The organism is Kribbella lupini (assembly GCF_039529595.1).
Classification (GTDB): Bacteria; Actinomycetota; Actinomycetes; order Propionibacteriales; family Kribbellaceae; genus Kribbella; species Kribbella lupini.
Genome location: NZ_BAAANC010000003.1, coordinates 618,490 through 644,870 on the forward strand (window position 1 = coordinate 618,490; position 26,381 = coordinate 644,870).

Consider the following 26,381-nt stretch of genomic DNA (forward strand, 5'->3'; position numbering starts at 1 on the left):
ACGAATCAGCTCCCTGTACTGCGGTAGCGACGAAGACCGCCTCGCCAGGCCAGCGACGCGACCGCGGTCATCACGACCGCGACGGCCGGGGCCAGCAGGCCGATCCAGGACGGCAGGCCCAGAGGGGCCGGTTTGCCCAGCACGTAGAGCACCGGGTAGTAGTTGACGAAGGCAAGCGGTACGACGAACGTGACGGCGCGGACGATGTCCTGGCCGAAGATCGACACCGGGTACTGGGTGAGCTGCTGGCCGCCGTACGTGAACGAGTTGGCCACCTCGGCCGAGTCGATCGAGACGAACTGGAACGCGCCGCCGAGCACGAAGATCGTGGCGAAGATGACCGCGCCGCTGAGCAGCGAGACGATCAGGAACAGCACCTTCAATCCGGTCCAGTCGATGTCGACGGCACCGATCCCGAGGATCAGCCCGGCCTGCAGCGGCCGGCCGAGCCGCCGGAGCGCGAAGTTGTCCGCGACGGCCTGGATGAACGCCGGGACCGGACGGACCAGCCAGACGTCCAGGTCGCCGGTGCGGATCCGCTGACCGATGCGTTCGATCGAGCCGGTGACGAGGTCGGCGATGCCGAGCGTCATCGACGCGGTCCCGTACAGCAGTGCCATCTGGCCGAGGTCGAAGCCGCCGAAGCTCTCGATGTGGCTGAACATCAGCAGGACGGCGACGAAGTCGGCGACGGTGACCAGCGCCGACCCGATCAGCAGGAACACGAACGAGGCCGGGTAGGCCAGCGAGGACCTGATCCACATCTGCACCAGCATCCAGTACTGGCCCGGCCAGGCCGTTGCCCTGCGCAACGAGCCTTCGATCGCTCCCTGGTCAGCCACCTTGGATCACCACCTTCCGGGTCGCCAGCACGGTCGCGAGCCGGCCGATCAGCAGCAGGACGACGAGCCAGCCGAGCTGGAACGCCAGTGCCTGGGCGGGCGCCTTCTGCCCGAGCCAGACGTCGATCGGGACCTGCAAGGTGGCCGCCCACGGCGTCGCCCGCGCCAGGTCGCCGAACCAGCCCGGGAACACCACCAGCGGTAGGACCGTCCCGGAGAAGAACAGCGACAGCACCAGCGCGAGACTTTCCATCCCGCGCGAATCGGTGATCCAGAACCCGGACAGCGCGACCAGGTACCGGATGCCGAAGCTGACCAGGATCCCGAACGCCAGCGCGACCCCGACCGCGAGGCCCTGCAGGGGCGACGAGGGAAAGCGCAGATCGAACACGAGAGAACCGACCAGCAGCGGGACGCCGCCGCGGGCGACCAGCTCGAACGCGGCGCGCCCGGCGTCCATCGACAACCACCACAGCATGAGGTGGGTCGGCCGGTACAGGTCGACGGCGATCTCGCCGGTCCGCACCCGCTCGCCGAGCTCGATGGTGGTGCGCGCGCCGAAGATCCCGATCGGCACCAGCAGGCCCTGCTGCAGCCAGACGAAGGTGAGCGCGTCGGTGACGTCGTACCCGCCGAGGTGCGGGCGCTGGTCCCACAGGGCCAGGTAGACACCGCAGAAGATGAACCCGAACACGGTGTTGGTGAACGCGCCCGACAGGGTGGCGATCCGGTACGTCGAGAACCGGCGGAACGACCGGACCGCGATCGCCCAGTAGACGCCCACGGCAACCTCCTTTCGTCAGCCGAAGGTGGTGTCCGTAAGCACAGCGGCACGCTGAACTGCCCCGGATCCTGAGGACCCGGGGGTTCGGACACCACTGTGGCGGCACGCCGAAACGCGCCGTTGTCAAGGGAAGGAGAGAGACGGTACGCCGGGGCGCCGCGGGACGTCAACCGGGATTGCAGCAAGCGGCAACCGGGCCGGCGGCGGGCGATCCGGCGCTGTCGCGGGTGGGCCCGCGCCGTGGTGGGCGGGCCGGCCCGTGGTGGGCGCGCCGGGCGCTGGTGGGCGGGCCGGGCGCTGGTGGGCAGGCCGGGCCCTGGTGGGGCAGGCACCGTAGCGGGCGCGCCGACGTCGGCCGCGGGTCAACCGGCCTGGATCGTTCGCCGTGGCGGGCGGGCCCGCGCTGCGGTGGGCGGGCCGGGCCGTGGTGGGGAGGCCGAGCACTGGTCGGCAGGCCGACCTGGTGGGCAGGCAGGCGCCAGCGGCGGGCGCGCCGGCGCCGGCGGCGGGTCAGCCGGCCTGGATCGTTCGCCGTGGCGGGCGGGCCCGCGCTGCGGAGGGCGCGCCGGCCCTGGGGCAGGCAGGCATCGTGGCGGCACGCCGGCGCCGGCGGCGGGTCAGCTGGCCTGGTCGGACTCCAGGAGGCGGCTGAGTAGGGTGGCGAACTGGACCGGGTGGGAGGCGTAGCCGGTGTGGCCGCCGGGGAAGGTGACTACCGGCCAGCCGATCTCGTCGGCGATGACGGCGATCGGGCGGGCCGGCAGATGCTCGGCGGAGTCGGTGCCGGAGGCGGGAACGATCTTGGCCGCGACCTCGCGGAGCGCGTCGAGGTCGGGGCGGTAGCGGGTGAACGGCAACAGCTTGTGGGCGAAGAAGGTGTTGGTGTTGCCCAGCATTCGCTCCATGGCGTGCCGGTACTCCGGCCGGAGGTCCTCCGGCGCCGGCTGGTCGTCCTCGTCGAGTCCGAGGCCGACGGCGAACAGGTGCAGCGCGGGGACCGGGCCGTCGGTGGTGTAGGTGGTGTGGACGTCCTCGAAGAACGCGTGCGCGGTGGTGGCGTCGGGGAGTACGTCGACGGCGGGCGGTTCGTGGGCGATGAGCATGCGGACGCGGTCGGGGTGGCGGGTGATGAGCTCAAGGCCGGTGATCGCTCCGGACGAGCTGCCGAACACGTACGCCGGTTCGCTGCCGGCGACGGCGTCGATGAGCGCGAGGGCGTCCTCGGCGGACTGGTCGATCCGCTCGTCGTACGGGTGGGCGACGTGACCAGGGCGGGTGACCGGGCCCCGGCCGACGAGCTCAGCGTCGTACGGGTGGGCGACGTGACCAGGGCGGGTAAGCGGGCCCCGGCCGACGAGCTCAGCGTCGTACGGGTGGGCGACGTGACCAGGGCGGGTAAGCGGGCCCCGGCCGACGAGCTCAGCGTCGTACGGGCTGCGGGAGTTGCCGCGGGGGTCGTAGGTGATCACGGTGTAGTCGGCGGCCAGTTGGCCGACGATCGAGTCGAAGATGGCGCCGTCGGTGAAGCCGCCGGGGATCAGCAGCAGGACCGGGCCGCTGCCGGTGACCTCGTAGTGCAGGGTCGCGCCGGGGACCGGCAGCTTGTTCACGGTCTTCGTGGTCATGGTCACCCCTCTGTCGTTCGGTGACCCCACTGTCCCGCCGCCCGCTGGCACCACACGCACACGGCGCTGGTACGGCGGCGCGCCAGGCTCAAGGGCGATCAACCGGAGGCGGCCCGATCCACCAACTGACGAAGTTCAGCCCGCCCGCGGGTGATCACGTCCATCACCGGGACGATCAGCTCGGTCGAAGGCAACGCGACATCCGCGGCCAGGTCCCTGATCGTGAAGTCGGTACTGAGCCAGGTCTTCAGATCCTCGAGATGCTGACGTTGGTGCCCGGTCGTCAGAGTACGCAGATCCCGCTCGTACTGGTCGGGTCCTCCCCGAGCGCGAACTGCAGACCGGATCGCCGCACCAAGCACGGAAAGCACGAACCGCACTGACCGTCGCGGCGATGAATGGGGTGCGAGCCGCAGCTCACGGTGAGTGCAAGCGCCTCGGCCGACAACCCGGCCTCTACCGCCAGGCGGCAGACCTCACCTTTCGTCCGCTCCAGGAACGGGTTCACGACCTCGACGTCCCCGCCGATCAGCTGGATGAGTTGATTGATCAGCGACAGCACCAGCGGGTGGACCGAGCGCGTCGAACAAGCACCTCGACGGGCCGCCGTCAGCGGCGGGTTGATCGCCAACTGCCCGTTCTCCGGCACGACAACCTGGTGGACTCCGTGGGCGGCCGCGGCGAACACGGCGCTTGCGAGGAAGCTGAGGCCTCGGGACCGGGTGCTGCTTTCGAGCTTCCGGCCGCGGGCTCGGGCTTCGCTGCCTGTCGGCGCGTAGTGGATCAGGTTGCGGTCGGCGGCAAGTTGCTTGAGGTGTTCGAGGACGGCCTTCTGCGGTACGCCCGCTTGTGCTTGATCGTGCGAGACCAGCATCAGCTTCTGAGCGGGCCAGGTCGTCACATGATGGGCGGCGTAGGCCGAAGAGTCGAGCCCGCCGGAGTAGAGCGCTACGGCATCTGCCTGCCAGAAGCCGAACAATCGCTCGTCCGCGTCGATCACTGGAGCACCTGGCCTGAACGTCAGCTGCCACGTGTCCGAGGTCAGCGCTCCCAGCAGTTGCTGAAGAACTGGTCCCGCAGCCGTCCACCGAGGAGCGTCGGCGACCTGGATCCGCAGCACAATGGTCCGTGACCAGTTGTCGTCGGCGCTGTCCCGCGAAACCCACCGATCGAGGAGATGAGCAGCCCGGACGACCCGGAGGAAGTCTTCGGCCCAGACCGGCGTACTCGTCACCAAGGCGACAGCTTCTTTGATTCGCTTCAGGACACTCCGGTAGTCGTCGTCACCGAGATAAAGCCAGTCCTCGTCGGGGCGGCTTCCGTCGGTTGCGAAGTCGTATCGGTCGGCACCCGTCATGCCGCGTCCTGGAGGGCTCGGTCCAGCCAACGGTCGAACGTCTGGGTGACCAGATCGTGCGCGACGTCAACGAGAGGATCGTCAGGACGCTCCGCTGCCTTCTCCTCGCACGGAGTCGGCATCGCCTCGGCGATCTTCTCGGCCAGGTAGCGCGTGAGTTGGCCTGCCGGATCGATCAGCGCCAGCCCAGGAAGGAGGACGGACATCTTCGCCGCGATCACCCCTGCGAGAAACCCAGTGATGGCGTCGGCGAAGAACAGCCGGTACAACTCGCAGAACAGTTCGTCGTCCATCAGCTTCCAGCTCGGCCCACCTGATGAATCGCGTCGAGCTCGCTCGACCAACAAGTCGGCGATTCGTACGGCAGCCGGCTTGGACTGCGCGGACGCGATCGATCCGGGTGGGCCTGCGATCCTGGCTGTGAACTCCAGCAAGAGGCGATCGGCGTCAGCGTCGCTCTCGATTGACCTGTACAGCCGGTGCTCCCGCCACGACGTACTCAGCAGCTCGCTCATCAAATCGACGAGTCGCTGCGCTTGATCCGTGGCGGTGCGCCGGAGATCGAAGCTGTTTCGGTCGTCGGCCAACTGAGCTACCAACGCATGGTGATACGCGTCGGCCAACTCGGCCGTTTGTGCAGTCGTCAGCTGCTGGGGTCGTTCCGACGAGGCCGGAGGGTCAGAGTCGCCTGCTCCAGGACCAGCGACGTCGCCTGAGCCGCCGCCGGAGGGCCCGTCATCCGTGATCTTCTGCAGGGTTCGGGTGACCTTGCGGGCCGCCGTCGACCAGTTCCCGTGGCGTGGTGCCGGCCACTTCGTCGAAGTCCCCAAGGTCCCCCCGCTCAGAAGGAACTACATGCGCTCTCACCGAGCGTAGAAGATCTGGGGATTCTCGCTACTCCGTGTGGCGTGTCCTCACGCCATTAGGTGTTCGCTGCTCAGCCGGCCTTGATGAAGTCCGAGACGGCGTCGGCGACGAGTTGGACGGCGATGGCGCTGAGGAGGAGGCCGGCGATGCGGGTGACCAGGAGGACGCCGTTCTCTCCGAGGATGCGCATGATCAGGCCGGAGAAGCGGAGGGTGAGCCACATGACCAGGTGGATCAGCACGATGCCGACCGAGATGGCGACGACCTCGGGCAGCGAGCCGTCGGCGCGCTGGACGAAGACCATGGTGGCGACGATGGCGCCGGGGCCGGCCAGGAGGGGGGTGCCGAGGGGGACGAAGGCGATGTTGACGTTCTTGGTCTGGACCGGGTCCTCGGCGGTGTCGGTCAGCAGCTGCAGCGCGATCAGCAGGAGCAGCAGGCCGCCGGCGGCCTGGAGGGCGGGGAGCGTGATGCCGAGGTTGTGCAGGATCTGCTGACCGAACGCGGCGAACACGACGATCACGCCGAAGGCGACCAGGACCGCCTGCCAGGCGGCCTTCTTGCGGACCGCGCGGGACTGGCCGGCGGTCAGCGAGATGAACACGGGCACCGTGCCCGGCGGGTCCATGATCACGAACAGCGTGACGAAGACCTCGCTGAGCAGGCCGAAGTTGATGACGGAGTTCACGGCAGGTATGCCTCGGGCACCTGGGCGCCGCTGCCGGCGGCGTTCGCCTTGGCGACCTCGAGCAGGCGCTGGAACTGCTCCGGGTCGGTCGAGTTCACCCCGAGCTCGTGGTTGATCTTGCCGAGCCCGTGGTGGTCGCTCGAACCGGTCCAGATGATGCCGAGGTCCTCGGCGATCCCGCGCAGCGTCTCCCGCGACTCCGGCGAGTGGTCCTGGTGGTCGACCTCGATCCCGGCCAGCCCGTGCTCGGTGACCAGCTGGGCGATCGTCTCCGCGGTCATGACCTTGTAGCTCGAGCGGCCCCACGGGTGCGCGATCACCGGTACGCCGCCGGCGGCGCGGACCATGTCGATCGCCCGGCCCGGGTCGATCGCGTAGTGCGAGACGTGGCCCGGCCGTCCGTCGGCGAGGAACCGGTCGAACGCCTCGCCGCGGTTCGCGACCGTGCCGTTGGCGACCAGCGCGTCGGCGACGTGCGGGCGCCCGACCGACGGCGTACCGGTGGCCTGGGCGAGCACCTCGTCGACGGTGAGCGGGACACCCATGCCGTTCAGCCGGGCGACGATCGACGGGATCCGGTCGGTCCGGCCGTCGCGGACGACGCGCAACTCCTCGGCCAGCGGCTGGTACGACGGGTCGGGCAGGTACGCGAGCAGGTGGACCGCGATCCCGTGCAGCTTGCAGGAGATCTCGATCCCGGGCACGAAGCCGATCCCGAGGTCCTCCGCCGCGCGCCGGCCCTCGGCCCACCCGTCGGCCGTGTCGTGATCGGTGAGCGCGATCACGTCCAGGCCGTCCCGCTTCGCGTGCGCGATCAGGACGTCGACCGGGTCGGTGCCGTCCGAGCGGTTGGAGTGGGTGTGCAGGTCGATGCGCACGAGCGATCGGGATCCCTTCTCTCGACAAGAGACACCAGTTCTGGACAAGTCTCGACGCTGATGCTATCCGGACCGCGCCCTCATCCTTACTGTTATCCACATGGAGCGTGACCGGATCGACTGCGTCGGGGCCCTCGTGTACGACGACCAGCACCGTCTGCTGCTCGTCCAGCGGGCCAACGAGCCCGGCCGCGGGCTGTGGTCGTTGCCGGGCGGCCGGGTCGAGCCGGGCGAGGACGACCCGACCGCCGTGGCCCGCGAGGTCGCCGAGGAAACCGGTCTCCAGGTCGTCGTCGGCGACCTGGTCGGCGAGGTCGAGCGGGACGCGCCCGGCCAGCGGCTGTACGTGATCCGCGACTACCAGGCCGAGCCGGTCGGCGGCACGCTGAAGGCCGGCGACGACGCCGACGACGCGCGTTTCGTCAGTCGCGACGAGTTCGAGAACCTGCCCACGGCCACGCTGCTGGCGTCCACGCTGGCCCAGTGGAACGCCCTCCCGGGCTGAAAACCGCGCGACCGGAGAGCCGCGACCTGCTGATACTGGACAGATGCGGATCCAGGCGATCGAGGCCAACACCGCCGAACTGCTGCTGCGGATGGGGACAGCGGGCGGCGGCGTACGGCGCAACGACGCGAAGGCGCAGTGGACGATCGGCGGGTCGCCGCTCGACTACCACAACGCGGTGGTCGCGGCGGACCTGTCGGCCGAGGAGGCCGACGAGGTGATCGCCGAGTCGCTCGCCCTGATGAAGGCGCAGGGAGTGCCGGGCACCTGGCACGTCGGTCCGTCGATGCGGCCGGGTGATCTGCGGGAGCGATTGGTCGCTGGTGGTTTCGCGTACGACGGACGCGAGCCGGCCATGGCCGTGGAGATCGGCAAGCTCTCCAGGGCGGAGCTTGGCCCGCCGGAGCTCGAGATCGCCCGGGTGAGCACGGACGAGGAAATGGCGGTCTGGGAGGAGACGCTCGGCCGCGGGTTCGGGGAGGGGCCGCCCGAGGCTGCATGGGTCGCCGAGATCTTCCGCCGGGAGGGGTACGACGATCCCTGGCGGCACTACCTGGCGAGGCTGGACGGCAAACCGGTGGCGACGGCAACGATCTTCCTGACCGAGGACGTTGCCGGGGTGTACTTCGTGATGACGGTGCCCGAAGCCCGCAGGAAAGGCATCGGCGGCGCGATCACGCAGTACGCCGTGCGCGCGGCCGGCGAAGCCGAGTCCCTACCCGCGGCCGGCGAAGCCGAGTCGCCGCGGGCAGGGAGAAGCGCCGCCCGCTACGCGGTCCTGGGAGCCTCGTCGGCCGGACAGCCGGTGTACGAGCGGCTGGGGTTCGTAGCGCTCGGCGGGATCGAGCTCTACGCGTTCCACTGGTGAATCGCCGGTGAGCCGCGTTCCCAGCCGAGGATCGAGACCGTCGCGGTGTTGAGCACGAAGTGGCGACCCTCCGTGACGTCCAGCTCGAGCCAGCGGGCGGTGAGGGCGCGCAGCGCGTGCGAGTGCCCGAACACCAGCACGTCGCCGTCGACCGCCGCGATCCGCGCGTTGACGCGGTCGAGGCGCGCGGCGACCTGAGCGGGCGTTTCGCCGTTGGGTACCGGATTCGCCCAGACCGTCCAGCCGGGCACGGTCTCGCGGATCTGCGCGGTGGTGATGCCTTCGTAGTCGCCGTAGTCCCACTCGACCAGGTCGTCGTCGACCTCGGCGTCCGCGAAGCCCGCCAGTTCGGCCGTCCGCCGGGCGCGTTGTCGCGGGCTGGTCAGCACCAGGTCGAAGTCGTGGCCTTGCAGGCGGTCGCGCAACTCCCCCGCGATCCGCTCACCTTCCGCGGTCAGCGGCAGGTCGGTCGTCGACGTGTGCTTGCCCGACTTGCTCCACTCGGTCTCGCCGTGGCGGACCAGCCAGAGCCGGTCCTTCCGTTCTCCTGACGCAGCGTGAGTAGTCACCCGGCCATCGTCTCAGACCACGGATCCAGCAGCGCCGAACCCTTGACCAACCACCCCGGAACAGGGCAGGGTCGAAAACTGTAAGCGCTTCCATTCTGATTCCCAGGAGCTCCCGCGATGCCCTCCGGACCGACCGGCAAGCCGGCGACGATCTACGACGTCGCCGCGCTGGCGCAGTTGTCGATCGCGACGGTCTCGCGGGTGCTGCAGGGCACCGGACCCGTGTCGGCCAAGGCTCGCGAGCGCGTCGACCAAGCGGCGCAGCAGCTCAACTACGTCCCGCTGCGGGCCGCCCGAAGCCTCGCGGTGCAACGTCACGAGGCGCACGGGCTCGTGCTGCCCGACCTGGCCGGCCCGTTCTACGGCGACCTGCTGATGGGGTACGAACGGTGGGCCGGCGAGCACGGGCAGAGCGTCGTCCTGACCGTCACGCACGGGAATCCCCACCCGGCCAAGACCGTGCGGGACCTGGCGAGCCGGGTCGACGGGATCGTTGTCCACGGCAACGCTCTCGGGCTGGGCGTGATCCAGGACCTGCGCCGGGCGAACGTGCCGGTGGTCGTGGTCGCGCATCCGCCGGTGACCGGGTGCGACTCGGTCCGGACCGAGAGCGCGGCGAGCGCCGAGCAGCTGACCACACGGTTGCTCGACCACGGGCGGCAGGAGCTGCTGTTCGTCGGCGATCCGGCCAGCTCGTACGACGTGTCGCAGCGCTACGCCGGGTTCGCGAAGGCACTCGGCGCGCGAGGGCTGAAGGTGCCGGAGCCGGAACGTGTCCCGTTGACCGAGGCAGCCGGTGCCGCCTTCGCCGAGCAGTTGCTCGCGGCAACCGCAGCGGGCCGGCGGACGGGATCGGGTGGACCGGATCGGGTGGGTTCTGCCCGACGCCCGGACGGACTGGTCTGCGCCAACGACGAGCTCGCGCTGGCCGCCGTCCAGACGCTGCGGGACGGCGGTGTCGCCGTACCGGAGGACATCGTCGTGACCGGATGGGACGACGTGATGGCGGCCCGGTACGTGTCGCCGGGGCTGACGACCGTCCGCCAGCCGATGGCCGAGCTCGGCCGGCTGGCGGCCCAACGACTGCACGAACGCGTGTCCGGGGAACGCACCCGGGCGCGCAACGACGTACTACCGACGGAAGTCGTACTGCGGCAGAGCTGCGGTACAGCACCGGGGGACGGTAACAACCCAGCAGTCAACGACTGAGGAGACGAGCATGATCACCCAGAGCACCCGTCGCCGGCTGGTGACCGGCGGCGCCGTACTCACCGCCACGGCGCTGGCCCTGGCCGGCTGCGGCCGGTCCGAGGACTCCCCCGAGTCGGCCCCGCAGGCGACCACCAGCATCGGCAGCGACCCGGCCACCGGCAACCTGACCGTCTGGGCGATGGGCACCGAGGGCGAGAACCTGCCCAAGCTGACCAAGGAGTTCGAGGCCGCCAACCCCGGGACCAAGGTGACGGTGACGCCGATCCCCTGGGACTCCGCGCACAACAAGTTCACCACCGCGATCACGGCGCAGTCGCTGCCGGACGCCGCGATGGTCGGCACCACCTGGATGGGTGAGTTCGCCGACCTCGACGCGCTCGACCCGACCCCGTCGGGGATCGACACCGGCAGCTTCTACCCCGGTGCGCTGGACACCACCAAGGTCGGCGACGTCAGCTACGGCGTGCCCTGGTACGTCGAGACGCGCGTCGTCTACTACCGCAAGGACCTGGCCGCCAAGGCCGGCATCACCACTCCCCCGACCGACTGGGACGGGCTGAAGGCGATGGCCAAGGCGATGCAGGACAAGGCCGGTGCGAAGTACGGGATCAACCTGCAGCCGGGCGGTCAGGGCTCCTGGCAGACGGTGATGCCGTTCTCGTGGTCGGCCGGGGCGAGCATCACCTCCGACGACGACAAGCAGTTCACGCTGGACACGCCGGAGATGCAGGAGGGGCTGAAGTACTACCAGTCCTTCTTCACCGACAAGATCGCCGGGACCGACCTGCCGCCGAACCAGACCGAGGCGCAGTTCGTCAGCGGCCAGGCCCCGATGTTCATCTCCGGCCCCTGGATGGCGGGCTCGATCGCCAAGCTGGGCGGCGACAAGATCAAGCCGAACATCGGCGTCTTCGAGCTGCCGAAGAACAAGACCTCGACGTCGTTCGTCGGCGGCAGCAACTTCGTCGTGTTCAAGACCAGCAAGAACAAGGACAGCGCCTGGAAGCTGGTCAAGTGGCTGTCCGACGCCAAGACGCAGGCCGAGTGGTTCAAGCTGTCGACCGACCTGCCCGCGGTCCAGGCCGCGTGGAAGGACCCGAGCATCGCGAACGACCCGCTGCTGCCGGTGTTCGGCAAGCAGCTGGAGACCGCCAAGGCGCCGCCGGCGATCGTGAACTGGGAGCAGGTCGCGACCGCGTTCGACACCGAGGTGGAGAAGATGGTCAAGGCCAACCAGTCGCCGGAGGAGACCGCGAAGGCGATCCAGACCAAGGCCGCGTCGATCGGTACCGGTAGCTGACCGATGCGATCGCTCAGGCGAGAGACCACGGCCGCGTGGATCCTTGTCCTGCCGTTCGTGGTGCTGTTCCTGGCCTTCACGGCCGGGCCGGTGCTGGGCTCGTTCGGGATGAGCTTCACCGACATCAAGCAGCGTGACCTGCGGACGCCGTTCGCGGTCGAGGGGGTCGGTCTCGACAACTACGTGAAGGCCCTGTCCGACGAGACGTTCCGCAAGGCCGCGTTCAACACGGCGTACTTCGTGGTGGTCGGCGTGCCGCTGACGCTGGCGGTCGCGCTGGCCGCGGCGGTGCTGCTGGACCGGGGCATCAAGCGGTTCCAGGCGCTGTTCAAGGTCGCCTACTACCTGCCCGTGGTGACCTCGATCGTCGCGATCGCGGTGATCTGGCGGTTCGTGCTGGCGCCGGACGCCGGCCTGCTGAACACGGTGCTCGGCTGGTTCGGGATCGACGGGCCGAACTGGCTGGCGTCGAAGACCTGGGCGATGCCGTCGCTGATCGCGATGGCGGTCTGGCGCAACTTCGGCTCGGCGATGATCATCTTCCTGGCCGGCCTGCAGGGCATCCCGGCCACGGTCGAGGAGGCCGGGCAGATCGACGGTGCGGGCCCGTGGCAACGGTTCCGGTACCTGATCCTGCCGTTGCTGCGGCCGACCGTGCTGTTCACCAGCGTCACCACCGGGATCGGCTACCTGCAGTTCTTCGAGGAGCCGCTGGTGATGACGCAGGGCGGTCCGCTGAACTCGACGCTGTCGGTGTCGATGTACACCTACCAGCAGTTCGGCTTCGGCAACTACGGGCTGGCCACGTCGATGGCCTACATCCTGTTCGTGGTGATCGCCGTCATCACGTTCATCCAGTTCCGGCTGCTGAGGGAGAAGTGATGCGCCGCACCTGGTGGATCTACCTGATCGGCCTGCTCGGGCTGGTCGCGGTCGCGGCGCCGTTCGTCTGGATGCTGCTGGGCAGCTTCAAGACCCAGGGCGAGCTGCTCCGGGTACCGCCGACCTGGTTGCCGCAGGCACCGACCACGCAGAACTACGACGACCTGTTCAACAAGGCGAACTTCCCGCGGTACTTCCTCAACTCGACCGTGGTGGCGCTGGCGGTGACGGCCGGCAACCTGGCGTTCTGCTCGATGATCGGGTACGCGCTGGCCAAGCTGCGGTTCAAGGGCCGCAACGCGCTGTTCGTGCTGGTGCTGGCGACGCTGATGGTGCCCGGGATGGTCACCTTCGTGCCGCTGTTCGTGTTCGTCACCAACGCCGGGCTGGCCAACAGCTACCCGGGGCTGATCCTGCCGTTCCTGGTCTCGCCGTTCGGCGTGTTCCTGATGCGGCAGTTCTTCTCCGGGCTGCCCGACGACCTGATGGACGCCGGCCGGGTGGACGGCACCAGCGAGCTGGGGATCTTCGCCCGGATCATGCTGCCGCTGACCCGGCCCGCGCTGGCCACGCTCGGCATCCTGACCTTCCTCGGCTCCTGGAACAACTTCCTCTGGCCGCTGGTGATCGCCCAGACCGAGGACAAGTACACCCTTCCCGTCGCCCTGGCGCTGTACTCGACCGGGCAGAACGCGCAGAACTACGGCCTGCTGATGGCCGGCGCGGTCGTGGTCGTCGTACCGGTGCTGGTGATGTTCCTGGTCTTCCAGCGGCACGTCACCAAGGGCATAGCGATCACTGGACTCAAATAGCTAGGAGACGTAGATGACCGCCAACATCAGTCGCCGCACACTACTCGCAGCCACCGGAACGGCCGCTCTGGTAGGCACGGCAGTTCCTGCGTACGGAGGAACGACCTCACCAGCTGACCAACTCAAGGGTGGCTGGAAGCCCAACCGTCAAGATCGCGCGTTGGTCGGTCGCTGGGCGCGCGACACCTGGCGCAGCCTGGTCGCGATGACCGACGAGAGGACCGGCCTGCCCGCCGACAACATCGGCGCCTCGGTCACCGACCCGGTCCGCAGCAAGTACACCTCCCCGACCAACATCGGCGGCTACCTGTGGAGCACGGTGGTCGCCCGCGAGCTCGGGATCATCTCGCCGCAGGAGTCGCTGCGCCGGCTCACCCAGACCCTCACCACGATGTCGAAGGTCGACCACCACGAGCCCAGCGGCATGTACTTCAACTGGTACGACGAAGCGACCGGCGAGGTCCTGCACGTCGACCCCGACGGTACGCGCGAGATCACGCCGTTCGTGTCCAGCGTCGACAACGGCTGGTTCGCGGCCGCGCTGATGGTGGTCCGCAACGCGGAGCCGCGCGTCCGCGGGCTGGCCGACGGTCTGCTGGGCAAGATGAACTTCGCCTACTACTACAACCCGGACGCGCGTCCGGGCGTCGGCGCCGGTCTGATGCGTGGCGGCTTCTTCGAGACCCCGCCGCCGGACGAGGAGACCGACAAGGGCAACCACGCCGGCACCGGGCCGGACGTGTACTACCGCAAGTTCCACTACGACACCTGCAACACCGAGGCCCGGATCGCGCCGTACATCGGGATCGCGCTCGGTCAGGTCCCGGCCGAGCAGTACTTCGCGACGTACCGGACCTTCCCGGACTCGTGCGACTGGTCGTGGGTCGAGCAGCGGCCGGTCGGCGTGCACCGGACGTACCTCGGAATCGACGTGTTCGAGGGCAGCTACTCCTACCGCGGCATGCGGCTGGTGCCGTCGTGGGGCGGCGACATGTTCGAGTCGCTGATGCCCGACCTGTTCGTGCCCGAGGGCCGCTGGGCCACCCGCAGCTGGGCGATCAACCACCCGCTCACGGTCCGCGCGCACATCGAGCACGGGCTCGACGACGCGAAGTACGGCTACTGGGGCTTCTCGCCGGCCTCCAACCCCCAGGGCGGCTACAGCGTGTACGGCGTGGACGCGATCGGGATGGACCCGAACGGCTACCCGTCGGACCTGGAGGCGACCAACTTCGACGCCGGGTTCGAGGGGTGTCGAGACGGCGTGAACCCGACGCCGGCGTACGGCGACGGCGTGGTCACCCCGCACGCGGCGTTCCTGGCGATGCAGTACGCGCCGCGGCAGGCGATCGACAACCTGGCCAGGATCGAGTCCCGCCTGAAGGCGTACGCCGGCGGCGGGTTCTACGACTCGGTCGCGGTGAAGTCCGGGACGATCGCCCGGCGCTACCTGTCGCTGGACCAGGCCATGGTGATGGGTGCCATCGGCAACGTGTTCGGCCACGACGTGATCCGGCGCAACTTCAGCCGCGGCGCGGTCGAGCGGCGGGTCAGGCCGCTGATCGCGATGGAGCAGTTCACCGCCGGGCTCGACTGACCACCTGGCCGTGACGTCCGAACGACTGTGACCAGCTCGGTCCTTCGGACGCACGCTCGTTCTTCGGACGCACAGAGGAGACTCGGGGAGTTTTGATGAATACAGACGCCAAGGCCGACTGGGACGCGCGGATCGCGGTCCGCAGCGACGAGGCCCGGGAGTTCGAGTTCCCGGACCTGGACCCGCCCAAGGAGGTGAGCGCGGTCGGTGGCGTCGGCCAGGTGACGGTCGACTGGTCGCTGGTTCCCGGCGCCGTCGGGTACCTGATCCTGCGCGGCACGGAGGATGGGCCGCTGGAGCCGGTCGACCACCACAGCGGTGACGTGCTGTCGGTGCCGCTGCCGCCGTACGTGGACACCACCTGCACACCCGGTACGCCGTACAGGTACGCCGTGGCTAGCGTGCCGGAGGTGACGGTCGCCGGACGGGCCAGTGAGATGGTCGGGGCCGTGCCGCTGGTGGCGGACGGCTCGGTGCCCGTGCTGCAGGTAGCGGTGGACGCCCACGCGGAGGGGGTCGAGCTGCCGAAGCCCTGGGTGCCGATGGTGGGCAGTGAGCGGCTCAGCCAGTTGCTGTGCACCGACCTGAGCGGCGGCCGGGAGATCGGGCCGGAGCTGGAGCAGGCGCTGCGGCGGATGCACGACGACATCGGGGTGCGCACGGTGCGGGCGCACGCGATCTTCCACGACGACACCCGCGTCTACACCGAGGTCGACGGGGAGCCGGTCTACGACTTCTCCGTGGTCGACGCGATCTACGACAAGCTGCTCGGCCTCGGGCTGCGGCCGGTCGTCGAGCTCGGCTTCATGCCGCGTGACCTGGCGTCGGACCCGTCGAAGACCGTCTTCGAGTACGGCGCGATCATCTCGCCGCCGCACTCGTACGAGCGCTGGGGCGCGCTGGTGACCGCGCTGGTGCAGCACATGGTCGACCGGTACGGGCTGGACGAGGTGCTCGGCTGGGACTTCGAGGTGTGGAACGAGGCCAACCTGGAGGTCTTCTGGTCCGGCACCAAGGCCGAGTGGATGCGCCTGTACGACGTGAGCGCGGCCGCGGTGAAGGCGGTGGACCAGCGGCTGGCCGTCGGTGGGCCCTCGTCGGCCGCGGCCGGATGGGTGGACGACCTGCTGGCGCACGCCGCGTCGGTCGGGTCGCCGGTGGACTTCGTGACGACGCACACCTACGGGAGCCCGCCGCTCGACGTACGGGCTTCGCTGGAGCGGCACGGGTTCGGCAACGCGCGGATCCTGTGGACGGAGTGGGGCGTCACGCCGACGCATTTCAACCCGATCAACGACTCGGTCTTCTCCGGGGTGTTCCTGCTGCGCGGGATGAAGTCCGCCGCCGGTCGGGTGGACGCGCTGGCCTACTGGGTCGCGTCGGACCACTTCGAGGAGCTGGGCCGGCCGCCGCGGCTGCTGCACGGTGGGTTCGGGCTGCAAACCGTCGGTGGGCTGCCGAAGCCGCGCTTCCACGCCATGTCGCTGCTGAGCCGGCTGGGCCCCGTGGAGCTGCCGGTAGCCGTCGACGGAGATGGTGCGGGCAGTCTGGTCGAGGCGTGGGCCTCGCGGGACCGCGACCGGGTCGCCGTACTGCTGTGGAACCTCACGCTGGACCAGACGAAGGCAGCTGGCGACGCGGACCTCACCCGCACGGTGGAGCTGTCCGTGCCGGGTGTCGACGACAGCTGGACGGCCACGGCGACTTACCTGACGCCCGAGGGGTCAGGAGACCTGGTCGCGGCTGCGAACGCTTTGGGCGTGGGCGAATGGCCCACCGACGAGCAGTGGACGCAGCTGGCCGCTCACTCGGTGCTGAAGACCGAGCGGGTGGCTCGGGAGGGTGAGCGGGTCAGCCTGACCCTGCCGATGCCGTCCGCCGTACTGGTGGAGTTCCGGCCGGTCTAGCTCAGAGGCGTGGGGCGGCCGGGCTGTTCGCCGCCCCGCGCTTCGAGGTAGGAGTTCTTCGGGACCATCACCTTGCGCTTGAACAGGCAGACGACGGTGCCGTCCTGCTTGTAGCCCTTGGTCTCGACGTACACGACGCCGCGGTCGTCCTTGGACTTCGACTCCCACTTGTCCAGGACGACGGTCTCGCCGTAGATCGTGTCGCCGTGGAAGGTCGGCGCGACGTGCCGCAGCGACTCGATCTCCAGGTTCGCGATCGCCTTGCCGCTGACGTCGGGCACCGACATACCGAGCAGGATCGAGTAGATGTAGTTGCCAACCACAACGTTCTGGCCGAACTGGGTGGTCGTTTCGGCGTAGTTGGTGTCCAGGTGCAGCGGATGGTGGTTCATCGTCAGCAGGCAGAACAGGTGGTCGTCGTACTCGGTGACCGTCTTGCCGGGCCAGTGCTTGTAGACCGCACCGACCTCGAACTCCTCGTAGCTACGCCCGAACTGCATCCGTGCTCCTTCCGGTTCCGGATCATGGTGCCCGGTCCCGGTACGGCGGCGCAGCCCCCACGCCCAGTGGTGTAGCTCTCACGCCCGCTGGCAGCGCACGTGGCCTTGGTCTCACCCTGCGGTGCCGGAGCTAGTTGGACTGCTCCGGCAGGCGCGGCGTGACCTCGCCCTTCAGCGCCAGCTTGGCCAGGTGGTTGCGGGCCTCCTCGGCGTACTTGAAGTCGCACAGCACGTCGTACGTCGTCGCCACCACCGCGGTCCGCGAGGTGAAGTCGCGGCGGCCGCCCAGCTGGGCGTAGCCGATCGCGCCGAACGCCATGCCGAAGATCGCGCCGAGCACGACACCGGTGAGCAGCGCGGCCAGCCAGCCGCCGTTGGTGGTGAACAGGCCGAGCAGCACGCCGACGAACAGGCCGAACCACGCGCCGCTGGCCAGACCGGCGGTGAGCGCGCGCGCCCAGGTCAGCCGGCCGGTGATCTTCTCCACCTGGCGCAGGTTGTTGCCGACGATCGTGGTGTGCTCCACCGGGAACTTCTCGTCCGAGAGGTAGTCGACCGCTCGCTGCGCCTGCAGGTAGGTGTCGTACGTGCCGATCGTCAGCCCCGTCGGGCGGGGGTCCATCGAGGGCATGCCCTGGGTGGTCATCGTCGTTCCTCTCCGCTGTTGCTTCCATCCCATCATTGCCGACGCTTGGTAACGGCAGCGTGGCAGCCACACCGGCGGGGCGTTGATAGCCTCGCGTCGATGACCGGTCGAAGGTGGGACATGGGCGCCTCCCGGCGCGTCGGGCGGGTGTTCGCCCGTCGGCCGGCCGTTCCCGAGGTCCCGGCGTTCGACCTGGTCGGCAGCGGCAAGCTGGACGGCGCACTGGTCGACTGGGCCTACTACCGCGACGGCCGGCGCGACACCCACGACGGTGACTACGTCGACGCGCTGCAGCGGGCCCGGCGGGGCGAGGGCTACGTGTGGATCGGCCTGTTCGAGCCGAACGAGCACCAGCTGGCCGTGATCGGGCAGCAGTTCGGTCTGCACCCGCTGGCGCTGGAGGACGCGACCGAGGCGCACCAGCGCCCCAAGCTCGAGCGGTACGGCGACACGCTGTTCGCCGTACTGAAGACCGTGCGGTACGTGCCGCACGACGACCTGACCGCCACCAGCGAAGTGGTCGAGTCCGGTGAGGTGATGGTGTTCTGCGGGCCGGGCTTCGTGATCACCGTGCGGCACGGGGACCACGGCGAGCTGACCGGGCTGCGGCAGGTGCTGGAGAAGGAGCCGAAGCGGCTGGCCGCCGGTCCGGGCGCCGTGCTCCACGCGATCGCCGACCACGTGGTCGACAGCTACCTGGCGGTCGCGGCCGCCGTCCAGGCCGACATCGACCTGATCGAGATCGAGATGTTCAGCCCGCGCGGCTGGCGCAACATCGACCGGGTGTACCAGCTCAAGCGCGAGGTGCTGGAGCTGAAGCGGGCGGTCGCGCCGCTGACCGGGCCGATGCGCGCGCTGGCCACCCTGCGGCACCCGATGATCGCCGACGAGACCCGGGACTACTTCCGCGACGTCGACGACCACCTGCTGCGGGTCAAGGAGCAGGTGATCTCGTTCGACGAGCTGCTCAGCTCGATCCTGCAGGCGGGCCTGGCCCAGGTGCAGGTCTCGGAGAACGAGGACATGCGGCGGATCTCGGCCTGGGTCGCGATCATCGCCGTCCCGACGCTGATCGCCGGGGTCTACGGGATGAACTTCGAGAACATGCCGATCCTGACCACGAAGTACGGGTACTACGTCGTGCTCGGCGTGATGCTGGTCGCCTGCACCGTGCTCTACCGGCTGTTCAAGAAGAACCGCTGGCTGTGAGTCAGGTGCCGGTCAGCTCGGAGAAGAAGGCGGACTTCTGCTCCTCGTGGCCGGGCCGGCGCTTCAGCTCGTTGTAGCGCCGGTGCGCTTCCGGCTCCGCGGCGATCCGCCGCCAGGCCTGCGTGAAGCGGACGTCGTGCTCGGACCCGACCGGTGTCACCGCCAGCCCGGTCGGCAGTTCCTGGTCCGGTACGTCGAACACTGCCAGCGTCGGCGCCCAGGCGGACGGGACGGCGACCGGGAGGAGTTCCTTCAGCAGCGCGACCGCGGGCGCGAAGAGCTCCGGAGCGACACGCAGGTGCAGATCGACGTCGCCCTTCGTGAGCGTGCCGGGCACGCTCGCCGCTCCCGTCCACTCCAGGTCACCGGGCACGCCGGCGGCTTCGAGCGTACGGCGTACGAGCGCGTGGATCGCGGACGCCTGGGCGGTGATCTCGTCGGACCAGATCATCTGCTCAGCCAAGCAGCTTGGCAACCTGGTGCCAATGGCCACCACTGGCCGCGCTGGGGTGACCCAAGCGGTTGTGGGCGTTCGCGAGCACCTGCTTCAATGCCACCATTGCGTTCGGTCAGCAGTCCGCCACGATCTGCTACCACCGGCTGCCGGGAGGGCCCGTGCTCCGCATCCACTTCACCCCGCGCGACCTGGCCCGGGTGACGATCTCGACCCAGCCCGCGCCGCTGTGGGAGATCCTGCTCAGCCTGCACATGCTGCAGCACTCCGACGGGCGGCTGGTGTTCGACGACTGGCGCAAGCACGTCCGCACCAAGGTCGCGCCGGACCAGATGCGGCTGCTGCTCGAGCTGACGCCGGCCCGCGGCTACTCCCCCGACTTCCTGACCCCGGCCGACTGCCCGGCGGACTTCGACAGCGCGCTGGAGAAGGCCCTGTCGACTCCGCAGCAGCAGGTCCGGTCCGAGCTCGACCTGCTCAGCAAGTACCGGCCGGTGTCGCCGTGGACCCGGGAGCTGGCCCAGGGTGACCGCTCGGCGATGCGCAAGCTGGGCCACGCGATCCGGACCTACCACGACGCCGCCATCGCGCCGTACTGGAAGTCGATCGGGACGCACGTGGCGGCGGACCAGGCGCACCGCGGTGACGCGCTCGCCCGGCACGGTGTGGACCGGCTGCTGTCCTCGCTGCACCCACGGGTCCGCTGGGTGGCGCCGGTGCTGCAGGTGCTCGACATGAACGACCGCGACTTCTACCTGGACGGTCGCGGCATCGAGCTGCAGCCGTCCGCGTTCTGCTGGCAGGTGCCGACCAAGCTACGTGACCCGGGGCTGAAGCCCATCCTGGTCTACCCGATCCAGCACGCGCCCGGCATCCTGCGACAGTCCTCCGACTCCCACCGGCCGTCGGACGCGCTCGGCTCCCTGCTCGGCTCCACTCGCGCGGCAGCGCTGGAGGCCTCAGTCGAAGGCTGTACGACGACCGAGCTGGCCAAGCGCTGCAACATCTCCCCGGCGGCGGCCAGCCACCAGGCGACCGTGCTGCGCGAGGCCGGACTGATCACCACCCGCCGGGCGGGTGCGTCGGTCAAGCACGAGGTCACCCAGCTGGGCATCTGGCTGCTGTCCGGCTACGGCTCCGGCGGTCTGCGGCACGACAAGCGCCCGGCGGTCACGTCGTAGCTCCTACAGGTCACCCAGCAGCCGCTCGACCTCGGCGCGCAGGTTGTCCAGCAGGCCGTGGCCGTGGTCGTCGATCAGCTCGAGCGCGGAGATCCACGCCTGCTTGGCCGCGGCGTCGTCGGTACCCTGCCACGCGCGGCCGAGCCGGACCTGCGCACCGACCGCGGCGGCCGGGCTGCCGATCCGCAGGTTCAGAGTCACCGCGGCCGCGAAGCGCTCGGTCGCCAGCTCGACCTCGCCGAGCCCGACGTACGCCTGGCCGAGGGTGTCGTTGACGAAGCACAGCGGCCGCAGATCGGTGAGGTCCTCACAGATCCGCACACACTCCAGCGCGGTCAGCCGCGCCTCGGCGTACCGGCCGGACTCGTTGTAGGTCATCGCCAGGTTGTTCAGCAGGCCGGCCGTCGCGTGGTCGTCGCCCTGGGCCCGGGTGATGTCCAGGGCTGCCCGCTGGTGCTCGACGGCTTCGTCGTACTTGCCTTCGAGCTGCCTCAGGAAGCCGAGGTTGCCGCGCACCAGCGCGATGCCCGCGGGGTTGCCGATCTCGGTGAACATGTCCAGCGCGCGGAACAGCTCCGCCTCGGCCTGCACCAGGTCACCACGGGCGCCGTGGCTGGTGGCCAGCTGGTTCGTCGCCAGGGCTGCCAGCATCGGGTGGCCGACCTGGCGTGCTGACTCCGCTGCGACCTGCTGGATCGCCAGCGCCTCGTCGGGGCTCACCAGCCGCGCCAACGCGTTCCACAGCAGCAGTCCGAGCCGTGCGGCCTGGGCGTGCATCCCGCGCGCGGCTCCACCGACCACCATGGCCATCAGCCCACGCAGCTCGAGGTCGAACCACGCCCGAGCAGCCGGCTGGTCGGCGAACGTCAGCGGGACCGTGTCGGGCAGCGGCTCGTCGACGTACCGCAGCTTGCGCGGCTCTCCGAGCACCACCCTCGCAGCGACGGCGGACTGCACCGCCCAGTCCAGCAGCCGCTCCCAGGCCGCGTCGACGTCGTCGGTCGCCTTCGCCAGTTCCTCTGCGCCGTAGGCGCGCAGCAGGTCGTGCAGCTGGAACCTGTTGGCGCTGGTCTCCACGGCGAGGTGCAGATCGGCTAGCCGTCGCAGGAGCTTGCCGGCCGTCCTGGCGTCGTGCCCGGTCAGCGCTGCCGCTGCCTGCGGTGCGAAACGCCGGCCCGGGTAGATGCTCAGCATCCGGAAGAACCGCGCCGCCTCCGGGTCGAGCGTCCGGTACGACCAGGAGAACACCGCCCGCAGGTCGGTCGCCGGATCGTCGCTCGCATCGAACGCGTCCAGCTGGTGCTCGGTCAGCTCACCGACCAGCTCGGCCAGTGCCGAGCCCGACCGCCTGGCGATCTGCTCGGCCGCGATCACCAGCGCCAGCGGCAGGTGGTTGCAGCGATCCGCCAGCTGGTCGAGCAGTTGCACGCTCCCAGAGTCAGGCAGCCCGATCCGACCGGTCAGTAGGCTCCTGGCATCCGCCGTCGACAGCTGGTCGATCGCAACCTGCCGAGCGCCTTCCCGCGCGACCAGGCCACGCAGCCTGCTCCGACTGGTGATCAGCACGACTGCACCCATGCCTGGCAGCAGCGGCCTGACCTGCTCGGCGTTGAGCGCGTTGTCGAGCACCAGCAAGACGCGCTGGCCGGCGAGCGTCGACCGCAGCAACGCACTCCGCCCGCCGACCTCCGCCGGAATCTGCGAAGCCGGTACGCCGAGAGCGTGCAGCAGATAGCCCAGCGCCACCGAGGGATCCACGGGTGCGCCCGGCCCGTACCCGCCCAGGTCCACGAACAGCTGCCCGTCCGGGAACTGCTCAGCGACCAGATGACTCCAGTGCACCGCCAGACTGGTCTTCCCGGCTCCGCCCGGTCCGTGCAGCACCACAGCGACCGTGCTCTCGGGATCACGGCCGGCCAGTACTCCGTCCAGCTCGGCCAGGACTTCCTTGCGGCCGGTGAAGCCGAGTACGTCGGACGGCAGCTGGCTCGGCGCGACCCGGCGGGACGATCTGGTCCGCGTCCCGGTCAGCTCGTCGAACACGGCGCGCAGCTCGGCACCGGGGTCGACGCCGAGCTCGTCGGCGATGCGGCCGCGCACTTCGTCGTACAGCTCGAGTGCTTCCGCCGTCCGGCCGCTGCGCGCCAGGAGTCGAAGGAAGCGCGCCCAGAGGGACTCGCGCAGCGGGTAGGCCACAGTGAGCCTGCGCAGCTCGGCCAGCTCCTCGCCGCGGTTCTGCGGTGAGAAGTCCAGCGACCGGAGGTCGAAACGGCGTTCCACCGCTGCCAGGTACTGCTCGTCGAGCCGCGGCAGCTCGATCGACTCCAGCCAGTCCGAGCGCACCCCCGCGAACGGGCGACCGGTCCACAACGCGAGCGCCTCGTCGAGGGCGTCCCGCTCGTCCGCGCGTTCGACGGACTGAGCAGCCGTCCGCAGCAGGCGCGCAAAGCGCAGTACGTCGACCTGCTCGGGCTCGACGCGCAGGCTGTACCCGGTCGGACCGGTCGCCACCAGCTCGGCGCCCACAGCTCGCCGGAGCCTGGTCATCAACGTGTGCAGGCTGGGACCGGCGTTGGCCGGCGGCGCCTCGCCCCAGATCCGCTCGACGAGCAGCGCCGTCGGGACGCTGTCGCCGGCCGACAGCGCGAGAATCGCCAGCAGGGACCGCAACCGGTCTCCACCGAGCTCGACGTCGCGCCCGTCGAGCCGCACCGACACACCGCCGAGCAACTGCACCTCAACGCTCACATCGCGTCCTGGCCTTGCTCGACAGGCGTCGCGTCGAGCCGCTTGACGATCTCCTCGCGGTCGAAGTAGATCGACGACTGCCCGTGCCGGTCGGCGGCCTGCAACGCGCGCTGCCAGGCGCCGACCGCGCCGTTGGGCCGGCCCAGCGCCCGGTAGGCGTCCCCGAGGTTGACCAGCGTCGGCACCTCGACGGCGCCGAGCTGCAGCTCCGTGCACAGCCGGGCGGCCTCCTCCAGGTTGGTCACGGCCTGCTCGAACTGACCCGCCCCCAGGTACGCCGTCCCGAGCGAGTCCAGCGCATCGGCCTCGTTGCGGGGCTGACCGGTCCGCCGCGCCAGGGCGACCGCCTCGCGCGCGCTGGCGATCGCCTCGTCGTACCGGCCGATGGCGTAGTAGGTGGAGGACAGGTTGTTGTGGGTGCCGCCGAGCGAGTCCTGGTCCTCGTTCAGCGCCAGCGCGGTCTTCAGGTGCTCGATCGACGTTTCCGGATCGCCCAGGCGCTTGTACGTGATGCCGAGGTTGCTGTGCACCTTCGCCATCCCGGTCGTGTCGCCCACGCTGCTGAACAGCTCCAGTGCGCGCAGGAACAGGTCCCGTGACTCCGGATACCGCCTCACCATGCCGTAGCTGACCGCCGCCTGGTTGCTGACGACGGCCTCCAGCAGCGGCTCCCCGGTACGAGCCGCCGACCGTACGGCGATCTCGTGCGCCGCGATCGACTCCGGACTGGGTGCCCGGCGCTGGTCGAGGTAGTCCCACAGCTCGCTCGCCAGGCAGGCGACCAGCCGGTCGAGGCCGTGCTCCGCCCCCGCGAGGATCGCCGCCACGTGCGTCACCCACTCCTGGTCGAACCACGCCAGCGCATCGGCGTCGCCCGCGAACACCACCGGTCGTACGCCGGGCAACGGGTCGTGCAGCACCTTGTACCGCCGCCTGCCGCCGCGGGCGACCCGGGCTGCCTCGGAGGTCTGCGCCAGCCAGTCGAGCAGCCGGGCCAATGCGTTGGGGCGCTCGGCGGGATCACTGTCGAGGCCGCCCGCGTAGAGCCGGATCAGGTCGTGCAGCTGGTACCGCCCGGTCCCGACCGCCTCCACCAGGTTCACCTCGACCAGGTGGTCCAGCAGGCGCTCGGTCGTCAGCTCGTCGAGCCCGGCCAGTGCGGCCGCCGCGGCCCGGTCGAAGTCCGCTCCGGGATAGCTGCCGAGCAGCCGGAACAACCGGGCCACGTCGGGGGCCAGGGCCTGGTACGACCAGGACAAGGCTGCCCGGACGCTGCTCAGCTCGTCGTCCGCGATCTCCAGCTCGTCCAGCCGGTCGCCGGTCTCCGCGAGCTGCCGAGTGATCGCCGCGAGGTCCGAACCGGCACTGCGCCCGGCCCGCTCGGCAGCGATCACCAGTGCGAGCGGCAGCCGCCCGCACAGCTCGGCGAACGCGGTCAGCTCGGTCACGTCGTACGGGCGTACGCCGACGGCGGTCGCCAGCAGGGCGGCGGATTCCTCGGCGGACATCGGGCCGAGGCTGAGGCGTCGTGCGCCCTCACGCGCGACCAGACCGCGCAACTGGTTGCGGCTGGTCACCAGAACGAAGCCACCGGCCCCCGGAAGGAGCGGGCGCACCTGGGAGACGTTGCGGGCGTTGTCGAGGACCAGCAGGATCTGGCGATCGGCGACCAGCGTGCGGAACAGGGCGGACCTGGCCTCGACGCCGCTGGGGATCTCCTTGACCGGCACCCCCAGTCCGAGCAGCAGGGACTCCAGTGCGTTCTCGGGCTGGACCAGGCCGCCCGCGCTGTAGCCACGCAGGTTCACGTACAGCTGCCCGTCGGGGAACCGCCCCCGTACGCCGTGCGCCCAGTGCACAGCCAGCGTGGTCTTGCCGACCCCACCGGTCCCGTCGATCGCCACGATCACGGCAGCCTGCTCCGCATCCCATCCAGCCAGTACGCCGTCCAGCTGGTCCAGCGCCGCGCCCCGGCCAGTAAAGCCCGGGACATCAGCCGGCAGCTGGCGCGGCACTACCTGCGGCGGCGCCTCTGCCGGCTCGCCTTCGAGCAGTCCGGCGTACAGGGCGCGCAGCTCGACGCCAGGATCCACACCGAGCTCGTCGGCGATCCGGAGCCGGACGGACTCGTACAGCTCGAGCGCCTCCGCCGTACGGCCTGCCTGCGCGAGCAGCCGGAGCAGCCGCACCCACAGCGACTCACGCAGCGGGTACGCGGCGGTCAGGTTGCGCAGCTCGGCCAGTACCTCGCCGTACTCGCGGTCGTCGACCTTGAGATCCACCCGGCGCTCGACGGCGGCCAGGTACTGCTCCTCCAGCCGCCCGTCCGCCGACTCCAGCCAGGACGACCGCAGGCCCTCGAAGGGCCGTCCGGTCCACAGGCCGAGCGCCTCGACGAGCAGGGCGTACTCCTGCTCAGGGTCGTCGCTCTCCTGCGCGGCCCGGACCAGGCGGACGAACCTCAACGCGTCCACGTCGTCCGGAGTGATCCGCAGGCTGTAGCCGGCCGGACCGGTGGCCACCAGGTCGGCGCCGACCGCCCGCCGCAGCCGCTTCGTCAGCGTGTGCAGGCTCGGCGCGATGTTCGCCGGCGGATCGTCGCCCCAGACCCGCTCCGCGATCACCGGGGTCGGCAGCGGATCACCACCGGACAACGCCAGGACGGCGAGCAGCACCCCCACCCGACCGCCGCCGAGCTCGACCGAGCGGCCGTCCACCTGCACCGAGACAGCACCGAGCAACCGGATGGCGACCCGCGGCCGCTCCAGCCCTCTTGCCGTCATCTGTCTCCGCTCCCCAGCCGCAGTCCGAAGGGTATCGCCTGGTAACGATTTCCAGCCATGCGGCAACCGTGGGTGACGAGAGGGTGACGAGTCCTTCCCGTTGGTGCACGGTCCGGCCGGTGACAGGAAGTTGACAGGGGGTGCCGAGCACGATGGTGACAAGGAGA

Annotated in this window: 23 protein-coding genes; 10 read left to right on the top strand and 13 right to left on the bottom strand. The window is 69.9% G+C overall.

Annotated features, from left to right (window positions below):
- Positions 1-5: 5 nt before the first annotated feature.
- From ABD235_RS29090 to ABD235_RS29120, 7 genes are all read right to left on the bottom strand, one after another.
- Positions 6-842, bottom strand: a complete 837-nt coding sequence (locus ABD235_RS29090; RefSeq protein WP_344179871.1) for an ABC transporter permease — start codon at positions 840-842, stop codon at positions 6-8.
- Complete coding sequence (locus tag ABD235_RS29095; RefSeq protein ID WP_344179873.1) at positions 835-1,626, bottom strand: ABC transporter permease; 792 nt, start codon at positions 1,624-1,626, stop codon at positions 835-837. Before ABD235_RS29095 ends, ABD235_RS29090 begins: the two co-directional genes overlap by 8 nt.
- 617 nt (positions 1,627-2,243) lie before the next feature.
- Positions 2,244-3,251, bottom strand: coding sequence for an alpha/beta hydrolase (locus tag ABD235_RS29100; RefSeq protein ID WP_344179875.1), 1,008 nt, complete (start codon positions 3,249-3,251; stop codon positions 2,244-2,246).
- Positions 3,252-3,534: 283 nt separating this feature from the next.
- Entirely contained in the window at positions 3,535-4,608 is a 1,074-nt protein-coding gene (locus ABD235_RS29105; protein ID WP_344179878.1) for a 7-cyano-7-deazaguanine synthase, read from the bottom strand.
- Positions 4,605-5,231 (bottom strand): hypothetical protein, encoded by a 627-nt coding sequence (locus ABD235_RS29110; RefSeq protein WP_344179880.1) that lies wholly within the window; start codon positions 5,229-5,231, stop codon positions 4,605-4,607. The genes ABD235_RS29105 and ABD235_RS29110 overlap by 4 nt, the downstream gene beginning before the upstream one ends.
- Before the next feature lie 314 nt (positions 5,232-5,545).
- Positions 5,546-6,163 carry a MarC family protein gene (locus tag ABD235_RS29115; protein WP_344179882.1) on the bottom strand — a complete coding sequence of 206 codons (618 nt, stop codon included), beginning with the start codon at positions 6,161-6,163 and terminating at the stop codon, positions 5,546-5,548.
- A complete protein-coding gene (locus ABD235_RS29120) occupies positions 6,160-7,041 on the bottom strand; it encodes a PHP domain-containing protein (RefSeq protein WP_344179885.1) in 882 nt (293 codons plus the stop codon). Before ABD235_RS29120 ends, ABD235_RS29115 begins: the two co-directional genes overlap by 4 nt.
- A 100-nt stretch (positions 7,042-7,141) precedes the next feature.
- On the opposite strand from ABD235_RS29120, the gene ABD235_RS29125 reads away from it, so the two are divergent.
- Complete coding sequence (locus tag ABD235_RS29125; protein ID WP_344179887.1) at positions 7,142-7,546, top strand: NUDIX hydrolase; 405 nt, start codon at positions 7,142-7,144, stop codon at positions 7,544-7,546.
- A gap of 43 nt (positions 7,547-7,589) precedes the next feature.
- Entirely contained in the window at positions 7,590-8,414 is an 825-nt protein-coding gene (locus ABD235_RS29130) for a GNAT family N-acetyltransferase (RefSeq protein WP_344179888.1), read from the top strand.
- Here ABD235_RS29130 and ABD235_RS29135 read toward each other — a convergent pair.
- Positions 8,396-8,983, bottom strand: a complete 588-nt coding sequence (locus ABD235_RS29135) for a histidine phosphatase family protein (protein ID WP_344179889.1) — start codon at positions 8,981-8,983, stop codon at positions 8,396-8,398. The genes ABD235_RS29130 and ABD235_RS29135 overlap by 19 nt on opposite strands.
- A gap of 117 nt (positions 8,984-9,100) precedes the next feature.
- Between ABD235_RS29135 and ABD235_RS29140 the strand changes: the two genes are divergently transcribed.
- From ABD235_RS29140 to ABD235_RS29165, 6 genes are all read left to right on the top strand, one after another.
- Positions 9,101-10,192, top strand: coding sequence for a LacI family DNA-binding transcriptional regulator (locus tag ABD235_RS29140; protein WP_344179891.1), 1,092 nt, complete (start codon positions 9,101-9,103; stop codon positions 10,190-10,192).
- A gap of 10 nt (positions 10,193-10,202) precedes the next feature.
- Positions 10,203-11,495 (top strand): sugar ABC transporter substrate-binding protein, encoded by a 1,293-nt coding sequence (locus ABD235_RS29145; protein WP_344179894.1) that lies wholly within the window; start codon positions 10,203-10,205, stop codon positions 11,493-11,495.
- Positions 11,496-11,498: 3 nt separating this feature from the next.
- Positions 11,499-12,377: a carbohydrate ABC transporter permease gene (locus tag ABD235_RS29150; protein WP_344179897.1), complete on the top strand. Its 879-nt coding sequence runs from the start codon at positions 11,499-11,501 to the stop codon at positions 12,375-12,377.
- Positions 12,377-13,189, top strand: coding sequence for a carbohydrate ABC transporter permease (locus ABD235_RS29155; protein ID WP_344179900.1), 813 nt, complete (start codon positions 12,377-12,379; stop codon positions 13,187-13,189). The genes ABD235_RS29150 and ABD235_RS29155 overlap by 1 nt, the downstream gene beginning before the upstream one ends.
- A gap of 13 nt (positions 13,190-13,202) precedes the next feature.
- Positions 13,203-14,786: a glucoamylase family protein gene (locus ABD235_RS29160; RefSeq protein ID WP_344179902.1), complete on the top strand. Its 1,584-nt coding sequence runs from the start codon at positions 13,203-13,205 to the stop codon at positions 14,784-14,786.
- 95 nt (positions 14,787-14,881) lie between these two features.
- The gene (locus tag ABD235_RS29165; protein ID WP_344179904.1) at positions 14,882-16,693 is read left to right on the top strand and encodes a GH39 family glycosyl hydrolase; all 1,812 of its coding nucleotides are present in this window, start codon (positions 14,882-14,884) and stop codon (positions 16,691-16,693) included.
- On the opposite strand, the gene ABD235_RS29170 is transcribed toward ABD235_RS29165, so the two are convergent.
- Both ABD235_RS29170 and ABD235_RS29175 read right to left on the bottom strand, forming a co-directional pair.
- Positions 16,690-17,193 (bottom strand): MaoC family dehydratase, encoded by a 504-nt coding sequence (locus tag ABD235_RS29170; protein WP_344179906.1) that lies wholly within the window; start codon positions 17,191-17,193, stop codon positions 16,690-16,692. The two genes, ABD235_RS29165 and ABD235_RS29170, sit on opposite strands and share 4 nt — an antisense overlap.
- Before the next feature lie 130 nt (positions 17,194-17,323).
- A complete protein-coding gene (locus tag ABD235_RS29175; RefSeq protein ID WP_344179908.1) occupies positions 17,324-17,839 on the bottom strand; it encodes a YflT domain-containing protein in 516 nt (171 codons plus the stop codon).
- Positions 17,840-17,938: 99 nt separating this feature from the next.
- Between ABD235_RS29175 and ABD235_RS29180 the strand changes: the two genes are divergently transcribed.
- The gene (locus ABD235_RS29180) at positions 17,939-19,048 is read left to right on the top strand and encodes a magnesium and cobalt transport protein CorA (protein WP_344179911.1); all 1,110 of its coding nucleotides are present in this window, start codon (positions 17,939-17,941) and stop codon (positions 19,046-19,048) included.
- 1 nt (position 19,049) lies between these two features.
- On the opposite strand, the gene ABD235_RS29185 is transcribed toward ABD235_RS29180, so the two are convergent.
- Entirely contained in the window at positions 19,050-19,499 is a 450-nt protein-coding gene (locus ABD235_RS29185) for a GrpB family protein (RefSeq protein WP_344179913.1), read from the bottom strand.
- A gap of 164 nt (positions 19,500-19,663) precedes the next feature.
- Between ABD235_RS29185 and ABD235_RS29190 the strand changes: the two genes are divergently transcribed.
- Positions 19,664-20,683, top strand: a complete 1,020-nt coding sequence (locus ABD235_RS29190; RefSeq protein WP_344179916.1) for an ArsR/SmtB family transcription factor — start codon at positions 19,664-19,666, stop codon at positions 20,681-20,683.
- A 3-nt stretch (positions 20,684-20,686) separates the two neighbouring features.
- On the opposite strand, the gene ABD235_RS29195 is transcribed toward ABD235_RS29190, so the two are convergent.
- The gene (locus ABD235_RS29195) at positions 20,687-23,431 is read right to left on the bottom strand and encodes an AfsR/SARP family transcriptional regulator (RefSeq protein ID WP_344179917.1); all 2,745 of its coding nucleotides are present in this window, start codon (positions 23,429-23,431) and stop codon (positions 20,687-20,689) included.
- Positions 23,428-26,214: an AfsR/SARP family transcriptional regulator gene (locus ABD235_RS29200; RefSeq protein ID WP_344179920.1), complete on the bottom strand. Its 2,787-nt coding sequence runs from the start codon at positions 26,212-26,214 to the stop codon at positions 23,428-23,430. Before ABD235_RS29200 ends, ABD235_RS29195 begins: the two co-directional genes overlap by 4 nt.
- Positions 26,215-26,381 lie beyond the last annotated feature (167 nt).

Bases quoted from the DNA above. Each gene is read 5' to 3' on its own strand.
- ABD235_RS29180 (WP_344179911.1), top strand. From the start codon at position 17,939: ATGACCGGTCGAAGGTGGGACATGGGCGCCTCCCGGCGCGTCGGGCGG.
- ABD235_RS29155 (WP_344179900.1), top strand. From the start codon at position 12,377: ATGCGCCGCACCTGGTGGATCTACCTGATCGGCCTGCTCGGGCTGGTC.
- ABD235_RS29150 (WP_344179897.1), top strand. From the start codon at position 11,499: ATGCGATCGCTCAGGCGAGAGACCACGGCCGCGTGGATCCTTGTCCTG.
- ABD235_RS29165 (WP_344179904.1), top strand. From the start codon at position 14,882: ATGAATACAGACGCCAAGGCCGACTGGGACGCGCGGATCGCGGTCCGC.
- ABD235_RS29170 (WP_344179906.1), bottom strand. From the start codon at position 17,193: ATGCAGTTCGGGCGTAGCTACGAGGAGTTCGAGGTCGGTGCGGTCTAC.
- ABD235_RS29145 (WP_344179894.1), top strand. From the start codon at position 10,203: ATGATCACCCAGAGCACCCGTCGCCGGCTGGTGACCGGCGGCGCCGTA.
- ABD235_RS29160 (WP_344179902.1), top strand. From the start codon at position 13,203: ATGACCGCCAACATCAGTCGCCGCACACTACTCGCAGCCACCGGAACG.
- ABD235_RS29100 (WP_344179875.1), bottom strand. From the start codon at position 3,251: ATGACCACGAAGACCGTGAACAAGCTGCCGGTCCCCGGCGCGACCCTG.
- ABD235_RS29125 (WP_344179887.1), top strand. From the start codon at position 7,142: ATGGAGCGTGACCGGATCGACTGCGTCGGGGCCCTCGTGTACGACGAC.
- ABD235_RS29175 (WP_344179908.1), bottom strand. From the start codon at position 17,839: ATGACCACCCAGGGCATGCCCTCGATGGACCCCCGCCCGACGGGGCTG.
- ABD235_RS29130 (WP_344179888.1), top strand. From the start codon at position 7,590: ATGCGGATCCAGGCGATCGAGGCCAACACCGCCGAACTGCTGCTGCGG.
- ABD235_RS29140 (WP_344179891.1), top strand. From the start codon at position 9,101: ATGCCCTCCGGACCGACCGGCAAGCCGGCGACGATCTACGACGTCGCC.
- ABD235_RS29200 (WP_344179920.1), bottom strand. From the start codon at position 26,214: ATGACGGCAAGAGGGCTGGAGCGGCCGCGGGTCGCCATCCGGTTGCTC.
- ABD235_RS29105 (WP_344179878.1), bottom strand. From the start codon at position 4,608: ATGACGGGTGCCGACCGATACGACTTCGCAACCGACGGAAGCCGCCCC.
- ABD235_RS29185 (WP_344179913.1), bottom strand. From the start codon at position 19,499: ATGATCTGGTCCGACGAGATCACCGCCCAGGCGTCCGCGATCCACGCG.